Source organism: Acidovorax sp. SRB_24, assembly GCF_012931925.1.
The window spans coordinates 1-8,167 of sequence record NZ_MWOM01000102.1 but is presented as its reverse complement, the minus strand read 5'-3'; the positions used below and the strand labels follow the sequence as shown (position 1 = coordinate 8,167).

At 59.5% G+C, this 8,167-nt stretch carries 6 protein-coding genes and 1 pseudogene; 1 reads left to right on the top strand and 6 read right to left on the bottom strand.

Translation table 11 applies throughout. The features are described from left to right. The 6 genes and pseudogenes from B2J89_RS22535 to B2J89_RS20055 all read right to left on the bottom strand — a co-directional run. A pseudogene (locus B2J89_RS22535) lies at positions 1 to 212 on the bottom strand (GNAT family N-acetyltransferase); the annotation flags it as partial. A gap of 40 nt (positions 213 to 252) precedes the next feature. After that, positions 253 to 1,134 (bottom strand): PA4780 family RIO1-like protein kinase, encoded by an 882-nt coding sequence (locus B2J89_RS20075; protein ID WP_169170644.1) that lies wholly within the window; start codon positions 1,132 to 1,134, stop codon positions 253 to 255. A gap of 595 nt (positions 1,135 to 1,729) precedes the next feature. Further along, positions 1,730 to 3,289: an SIR2 family protein gene (locus B2J89_RS20070; protein ID WP_169170643.1), complete on the bottom strand. Its 1,560-nt coding sequence runs from the start codon at positions 3,287 to 3,289 to the stop codon at positions 1,730 to 1,732. Beyond that, positions 3,286 to 5,094, bottom strand: coding sequence for a DEAD/DEAH box helicase (locus tag B2J89_RS20065; protein ID WP_205763913.1), 1,809 nt, complete (start codon positions 5,092 to 5,094; stop codon positions 3,286 to 3,288). The genes B2J89_RS20070 and B2J89_RS20065 overlap by 4 nt, the downstream gene beginning before the upstream one ends. Before the next feature lie 133 nt (positions 5,095 to 5,227). Beyond that, a complete protein-coding gene (locus tag B2J89_RS20060; protein ID WP_169170568.1) occupies positions 5,228 to 5,647 on the bottom strand; it encodes a YciI family protein in 420 nt (139 codons plus the stop codon). Positions 5,648 to 5,675: 28 nt separating this feature from the next. Continuing rightward, positions 5,676 to 6,101, bottom strand: coding sequence for a VOC family protein (locus B2J89_RS20055; RefSeq protein WP_169170569.1), 426 nt, complete (start codon positions 6,099 to 6,101; stop codon positions 5,676 to 5,678). Between the two features lie 400 nt (positions 6,102 to 6,501). Here B2J89_RS20055 and B2J89_RS20050 point away from each other — a divergent pair, with 400 nt between their 5' ends. Further along, a complete protein-coding gene (locus B2J89_RS20050; RefSeq protein ID WP_169170571.1) occupies positions 6,502 to 8,127 on the top strand; it encodes an ABC transporter substrate-binding protein in 1,626 nt (541 codons plus the stop codon). Positions 8,128 to 8,167: the final 40 nt, after the last annotated feature.

Here is an 8,167-nt window from a genome sequence, read left to right as displayed (position 1 = left end):
TCGGCAAACCCCGCAATGCAACCTTCCAGCTCGGCCACGAACGGCCGGTTGGCGCGCAAGCGCTCGGCCCACTGCGCGGCGTCGTATTCGGCGGGCGCCCAGGCTTGCAGCTGCTCGGCGGTGTAGTGCGGGCGGGCGAGTTGGTGGACCGAAGAGTGGAAGACGACACGGAGGGCGGGTTCATCGCCTGGGTGACAGGGGCGCAGGCGCATGGCATCCAACGCGCATATGGCACCAATTGCCATCGCGCTTTTAGCCTGCCACCGTTGCCATGCGCAGCCGGCGCGCCGCGTCTTCGGCCCGGGCGTCGTATATCTCGCGCAGCACAGCCTGCATGTCTACATCGGCATGGGTGCGCTCGAAGTGGCCGGTCAGGGGCGTCTCGTTGCTGAGCAAGCCACCTTGGTACAGGCTCCAGATTTCGGCGCCGTACTCGGTCGCCAACAGCGCAGGGGCAAACTGGCCAAAAAAGTTACGCAGGTTGCCCACATCGCGCAGCAGCATGCGTTGCGCGTGGTTGTTGCCCGCAGCGTCCACGGCCTGCGGCAGGTCAATGATTACCGGGAAATCCACGCCATCGGCATCACCTTCCACCGCGCCATGGGCCAGCAGGATGTTGAACTCCGACAAATCCCCATGCACCACGCCCGCGCACAGCATGCGCACCACCTCGGCGATCAGCGTGGCGTGGTGCGCCAGCGCCTGCGCGGGTGTGAAGGACACATCGTTCAGGCGCGGGGCGGCGTCGCCGTTGGCGTCTGTGACCAGCTCCATCAGCAGCACGCCATCGTGAAAGTTGTAGGGCTGCGGCACGCGCACGCCTGCCGCGGCCAGGCGGTAGAGCGCATCGACCTCGGCGTTTTGCCAAGCGGCCTCTTGCTCTTGCCGGCCAAACTTGCTGCCCTTGGCCATGGCGCGGGCCGAGCGTGAATTTTTGACCTTGCGGTTTTCGGTGTAATCCACCGCCTGGCGAAAGCTGCGGTGCGTAGCCTCTTTGTAGATCTTGGCGCAGCGCGTCTGGTCGCCACTGCGCACCACAAACACCATGGCCTCCTTGCCACTCATGAGCTGGCGCACCACGGTGTCGATGAGGCCTTCTTCGATCAGGGACTGGAGTCGGGGAGGTGCTTTCATGGGGGAGATTGTGCGTCCCCCCATCATTGACGGTCGGGCAGCGTCTTCATGGCCATTTGATTGCACCTGCTGCCACCCGCGTCCCATAGGAACCCGCCTTAACCATTCAATCAAATCGGTCTGTAACGCTTACGCAGTAAGCGAAAGAAGCTATCAATCAAGTAGCGTTCAGGCCAACGATTTGCCCATCCGCGCATTCGCCAGCACCACGCCGCGCAGCTCGACCTGCTGGCGCGTCCCGACCGCAAAGGCGCTGCGGCAGCTCGGCGCTGAGGCTCACATGTGCCCACAGCTGGGGCATGCGCGCCTGCTGCGCCGCTTCGTGGATCTGCGCTATCAGCGCCCGGCCCACGCCGCTCTCGGGGCAATCTTGTGGTCGCCAGAGTAAGGGTAGGGTCTCGGCCCGGATGCGAAGTATTTTCTTGCGCACATAAGAAAATATTAAAAATAATTTATCCCACTCCCGCAACCTGCTCTTCGCTATTCCGCAGGTTGCTTGCAATAATATATTTATTATTATATTTCTTGTCGCGCCAAAAATAAATTAGGTAGGCGATAGAGTTGGATTTTCAAGCAAACGCAAGCCGACTCGAAATCAAATGGAAAATCCATGTAATTTCCAGTCATAAAAGCACGCGAGTTTTTTAAATGCAGTGGAAGACGCACCACCCGCCTTTAACCTATCTATATGCTTGACTAAAAATTTTTCCAGCGCATGCAGATCCATCTTATCTTCTGGCATAAATGGTATTAAAAAAGCGGCAACAGAAGGATCGAATTTTTTAATGATTTGTGCAAGCGTCAACTGGTGAGCATCACGCTTGTATCTTTCTTCATATGCCTTGGTTTGATAAAAGCCAACGCCTTTAGGCATTCGCTCGCCAAAACTGAAGCCTGATGCGGCCAGTTGTTTCTTGCTGATAATGCCAAGACGCTTGAGATGTTTAAATATTGGAATGTATCTTGTTGCTGCAGATACAGAAGACACAGTATCGCTCAAAATTAAATCACTTCTGAAACCAGCATCAACAAACAAGTCGCAAAACATATCTATAACCTTGATGCCCTTATACCCAATTCTGCTAGCAGCATCCGAAGCAACTGTTAATCCAACAACAAATTGAACTTCCTTATCTTTCGAAAGATCTGCCTCGTTAACGACATGCATTCTCTTGCTTGGCGCCGTACTACTAACTATTTCATAGAATTGTTGCTTGTAGAGGCGCAATAACCTTACCGGAATTTTCTTCTCAACTTCCGAAACCGCACTATAAATATACGAGTAATCATCCGTCTTTACAATCGTAGCAGGTATAGAGCGATTTCCGAATTGAAGGGCATATCCTTCAATTGAAGCTGGCGCCCCTTTCGATCTTTGCACAAAAATCAAATTCTTACTCAATCTGCTTAACTTGTCTTGATCCAATACGGAAACAATTGACGAGAGAATTGATATTATATTTTCGTCCTGCATAGAGTACCCAATGAATACAACCGGGTGCTCAACGAAAATAGTAATTAACTTTGCGGCCAAGTATGGATTTAGCTTGTGAAAGCTGGAGTAGTCTCCTGCTGTAAGCACCAAGCTTTCATGGTCTGAGGCACAGCCATGTATCTTATAAATCTCACCAATTGACTGAGTATTTGAAAACAACAAATCCTCTTGCCCCACAAAAACCTCATGCTCCGGGAAAATTTTCTCCAGCAAATTATCCCAATTTGTCGTTATTATTCCGTCTATATTTATTTTCTTTAGAAAATCAATCTCATTCTCCAAGAGTAATTTGTTTTCATCAGTAATCTTATTGATGAAATGACTGATCTCCCAGCGCAACGCAGATGTTTTGTCTTTGAGCTTTCTTCCGTTGGATAGAGTTTTGAATTCATTACGATTTTCGGTGAACTCAGCGCTCTCCCACCATCGATGGTGATATTTTTCAGAAAGTAATGTTGCCACCTGAGGAAGGCTTTGAGATGCGGCCGCCATAAATCCATCAAACTCATCCTCATCGTTGCAAAAAATCTTCAATAGCTCATCCCACTGAGGCAAATCTAAATATCTTCTTGAAAAACCAGATCCAACAAAAAGAAAGGGGGAAGACGGCGCCTCTTTGAGAATGGAAAGGATGCCGTTTTTTAATTCTTCGTTATTCATAAATTTATGATGTACACCGTATTTGTTGATCTGGTCGCAGCTACATATGCAAGCCGCCCCTCCTCCTTCTTCTCATCTTCCGAAAGAGAAACCGTTTTTCCTCCCCCCACCACCGCCACTACCGGAAACTCCAACCCCTTGCTCGCATGCATGGTCATGACCTTGATGGTGTCTTCCAGCGGCCGAAAGTCGCCTGAGCCTTTGCGCACGCGATGCGGCAGGCGCTTGCGGCCCAGCGCGGCAGAGCAGGCCTCCATCTCGTTGTAGTGGCGGCAGATGACGGCCATGTCGCCCCAGGCGTGGCCCTCCTGGTGGGCGTTGTGCAGCAGCTCGGCCACTTTGGCAGCCTGCTCGGGCAGGGTGGGCAAATTGATGATGAGCGGCTCGGGGCCGTCGCGGCCGCAGCTCACGGGTTTGACGAGGGGGATGCCGTCGTCGTCCTTGTCTTCGGCCGTGAGGAGGTCGCCCGCGATCAGGTTGGCGGTCTGCAGAATCTGCCGCGTGTTGCGGTAGTTGATCTTGAGGATGGTGGTGCGGCCCTGCGCCTGCACGCCCACGCTTTTGAAGCTGAAGTTCTTCTTTTTCGCCCGGTCGTAAATGCTTTGCGCGTCGTCGTAGAGCAGCAGCAGGCTGTTGGTGGTCGGGTCCACCATCTGCGTGACCAATTTCAGCCACTCGGGCGCGAAGTCGTGGCCTTCGTCGATCAGCACGGCCTGGTACTGGCCGCTGGGGATGTGCTTCTGGTCCACGCCGCGAATCACGCGGTGCACAAACTCTTCCATGAGTTTGGTCACGCCCATTTTCTCGGTGGGCAGCAGGTGGTATGCCTTGAGCTGGTCGCGGCACCATTTGTGGAAGTGGCGGGCGTGCACCTTGTCCGAGAGGCCCTTGGCTTCCATCACGCTCGCCAGCTTCACGGCCAGCGGCTCGTTGTAGCAAAGGATGAGGATGGGCTTGCTGGCCGGCGTCTGCGCCTTGGCCAGGTACTCGGCGCGGTAGCCGAGGATCATGGTTTTGCCCGAGCCGGCCACGCCGTGGATGACGCGGTGGCCGTCGCCGAGGCTGCGCGCCAGCTGCTCTTGCTGCAGGTCCATCACGCGCATGATGCTGGGCAGTTCGGCGGCGGTTTCGCCATCGGCCCGCGCGTCGGCGGCATCGCCAAACAGCGCGCCCTGCACGGCCACGCGCACTTCGGGGAACAGGTTCCAGCGCACGCGGTCGAGCTGGGGCAAAGACAGCGCGCCGCCAAAGGCGTGCGGGAACATGGCCCACAGCCGCGCCTGAAAGGCTTCGGCGTCCACGTCTTCGTACATCTCGTCCTGGCAGATGGCGCGGTGCGGCTCGATCGCCTCGCCCAGCCCCGCCGCGTCGAACTGCTTGCGTGTGATGCGCGTGAAGACCACGCCATGGCCCCAGGGGAAGGCCAGCTTGCCTTGGTGCCGACCTTCGGCCTGCACCAGCTGCGGGTCGCGCTCGAGCGCGTTGACGACTTCGATCGCGCAGTGGCGCGCCTGCGCCAGCGGGTTCATCACCGTCTTGGGCTGTCCGTCCGGGACGATTTCAAAGTACTGGCGCGTGGCCTTGCGGATGGTGTCGAGCCGCCAGTCCTTGGTTTCCAGGATCAGCGCACCGCGCCGCGGGTGCAGCACGACGAAGTCGGGATGGGTCTGCTTGGGGCCGACGGGCACGTCGTACCACAGCAGGTAGTCGCCTTCGAGTTTTTGCTCCAGCCGCTCGGCCAGCCGGCGCTCGCCGGCGGTCATGCGCCCCGCGCAGCTGCAGAGCGCGGGTATCAACGTTGCCATGTCTCCGCCACCCTCCGCTTGTATCAATCTGTGTCGCCCTTATAGCCCATGGGGCTGAAGCGAAGCTGACCCCTGCGGGACGTGCGGGCACACAGGGTGCGCGGAGGTGGGGCGCGGCGGAAAGGAAGCGCGCTCAGTGCGTCGGTGGCAGGGTCTGCATGTCGGGGAAGCCGGCCACGACCTCTTGCACGTCGGCGGGGAAGTCTTCCATTTCCTGCACGCGGCGCACTTCGATGACTTCATTGACCGAGGCGGGGCAGCGCCGGGCCCAGGCGATGGCTTCGTCCTGCGAGGCCACGTCGATCATCCAGAAGCCGCCCAGCGCCTCGCGGGTTTCGGGGAAGGGGCCGTGGCGCACCTGGGCCTGGCCGCCGGCAAACGACACGCGCGCGCCGGTGGCGGGCGGGTGCAGGCCTTCGAGCGAGAGCAGCACGCCGGCTTTCTGCAGTTCGGCGTTGTAGGCCATCATGGGCGCGACCTGGTCGGCGGTGGGCATCTGGCCCGGCTGGGCGGACTCGTAGCCGCCCGGGATCATCAGCATCATGAAGCGCATGGGGGTGTCTCCGGTAGGGTGACAGGGCTCAGGTTTTTTCAGGCAGCGGCACGACGACCATCCACGGCACGCCGAAGCGGTCGGTCGTCATGCCGAACGACGAGGCAAAGAAGGTGCCGCCAAACGGCATCTGCACCGATCCGCCCTCGGCCAGGGCCTTGAACAGGCGCTCAGCCTCGACGTCGGTGGCCGGGGCGAGCGAGAGCGCAAAGCCCTTGAACGCGCCCTCGCCCGGCGCCACGCCGTCGGAGGCCATGATCTGCACCTCGCCGATCTGCATGTTGGCGTGCATGATTTTGTCGCCGGGCGGGGGCGTGCAGCCGGGGGCCGACGCGTTGGCGGGTGCGTCCTTGAAGCGCATCAGCGCGGTGACTTTGGCGCCCAGAGCGCTGCGGTAGAAGTTGAGCGCCTCTTCGCAGCGGCCGTCAAAAAACAGGTAGGGCTGGATTTGCATGGCGGGTCTCCGGTGGTGGGTGAGGAAACGCATCCGGCGCGCGCAGCGCTGTGGTGTCGGCGCCGATGCCGCGGGGGAACGCTACGGCAGACGCCGTATGCAAACCATATCCAAGAAATCGCCGCTGTCCAGTCCCGGAACGTGGAGAACTTGGATCCAGTCCTGGGATCCAGTCGCTCTTGGGCCGGCACTTTACTGACCGTTACATCCATTGCCCATCCGTGGAAACGTGGTGGTTGCCGGCGTACCGGCAGCACCAAAATGGGGCAAGCATGGGGCAGTCTGGCAACGCGTGCACGTCTTTGTCTCGCGTCTCAGGGGCCTCTTATCAGGGCAGTGAGGCCAGCCTCGCTTCTCGGGCGGCTATCCAGTCTTTGACGAAAAGGAATCCGAAATGAATATGGGCATTCGAAAGGCCGCGTTCGCCTTGGCCGGCGGCGTGGCAGTGTCGGTGGGCTTGGTGGGCGCCGCCCACGCGCAGTCGCTCACCATCGCCTTGGCGGCCGAACCCACGGCGGCCGATCCGCACTACCACAAGATGACGGCCAACGATGCTTTCGCTGCCCATGTCTACGACTCGCTGGTGGCACGCAATGCCAACATGGAACTGGTGCCCGCGCTGGCCACTTCCTGGAAAAACCTGGACGATTTGACCTGGGAGTTCAAACTGCGCCAGGGTGTGAAGTTCTCCAACGGTTCGCCATTCACCTCGAAGGACGTGCTGTTCACCATCTGCCGCACGCTGAACAACGAGACCAACGTGTCGGTGTCGTACACCGACACCACCAAGCGCATCACGGATGTGCAGACGCCGGACGCCCACACCGTCGTCATCAAGACGGCAACGCCGCTGCCACTGCTGCCCGCTGAAATGGCGCGGTCCCTGCCCATCATCTGGAGCGGTATTGCGCAGCATGGCACCCTGCAGTTCGCGCCCAAGACGGGCTGCGGCGTCACCGGCCCCTGGCCCACGGTGACCGACTTCAACACCGGCAAAGTCTCGATCGGCACAGGGCCCTTCCTGTTCAAGTCGTACGTGAAGGGCAGTGGCATTCAGCTCGAACGCAACGAAGGCTACTGGGGCGAGAAACCCCACTGGAAGACCGTGAAGATGGTGCCCGTGCCCAGCGCCGGCCCCCGCCTCACCGGCCTGTTGTCGGGGGACTACGACGTGATCGAGAACCCCGCAGCGCGCGATCTCGCCCGCGTGAAGGAAGACAGCAAGTTTGCTTTCGTGGCGACGCCCTCGACGCGCCTGATCTTCCTGCAGCCCGACATCGGCCGCAACCCGAGCCCGTTCGTGAAGAGCCCCGATGGCAAGAACCCGCTGCAGGACCTGCGTGTGCGCCAGGCCATGAACATGGCCATCGACCGCAAGGCCATCGTGCAGCGCATCATGGACGGCATGGCGACCCCGGCGTTCCAATACATGCCCGACGGCATGTTCGGCGCGCTGCCCAAGGCGCCCGAGATCAAGTTCGACCCGGCAGCCGCCAAGAAGCTGCTGGCCGATGCCGGCTACCCCAATGGCTTCGAGTTGACGCTGTCGTCCACCAACGACCGCTATGTGAACGACAGCCAGGTCGTGCAGGCCGTGGCGCAGTACCTCACGCGCATCGGCATTAAGACCAATGTGGACGCGATGACGGCCTCCATCTACTTCCCCAAGCGTGCCAAGCGCGAGTTCAGCATGCCCATGGGCGGCTGGCCGTCGGAAAGCGGCGAAGCGTCGGCGCTGTTCCAGCTGTGGCTGGCCTCGCTCGATTCGCCCAAGGGCCAGGGCACCAGCAACTACGGCGGCTTCAGCAGTGCCGAGTTCGACAAGGTGTACATCCCGGCAGCCAACACGGTCGATGCCGCCAAGCGCAAGAAGGGGCTGGAAGAAGCCACGCAGATCGCGCTCGACAGCGTGGCGCTGATTCCGCTGCACTTCGAAAGCAGCATCTGGGCCTTCCGCAAGGGCCTGACCTACGAAGGCCGCCGCGACCAGTACACGCTGGCCACCTCGGTCAAGGCCAAGAACTGATCACACGGCCCGTAGGAGTACGGGGTGCGCCTGCGCACTC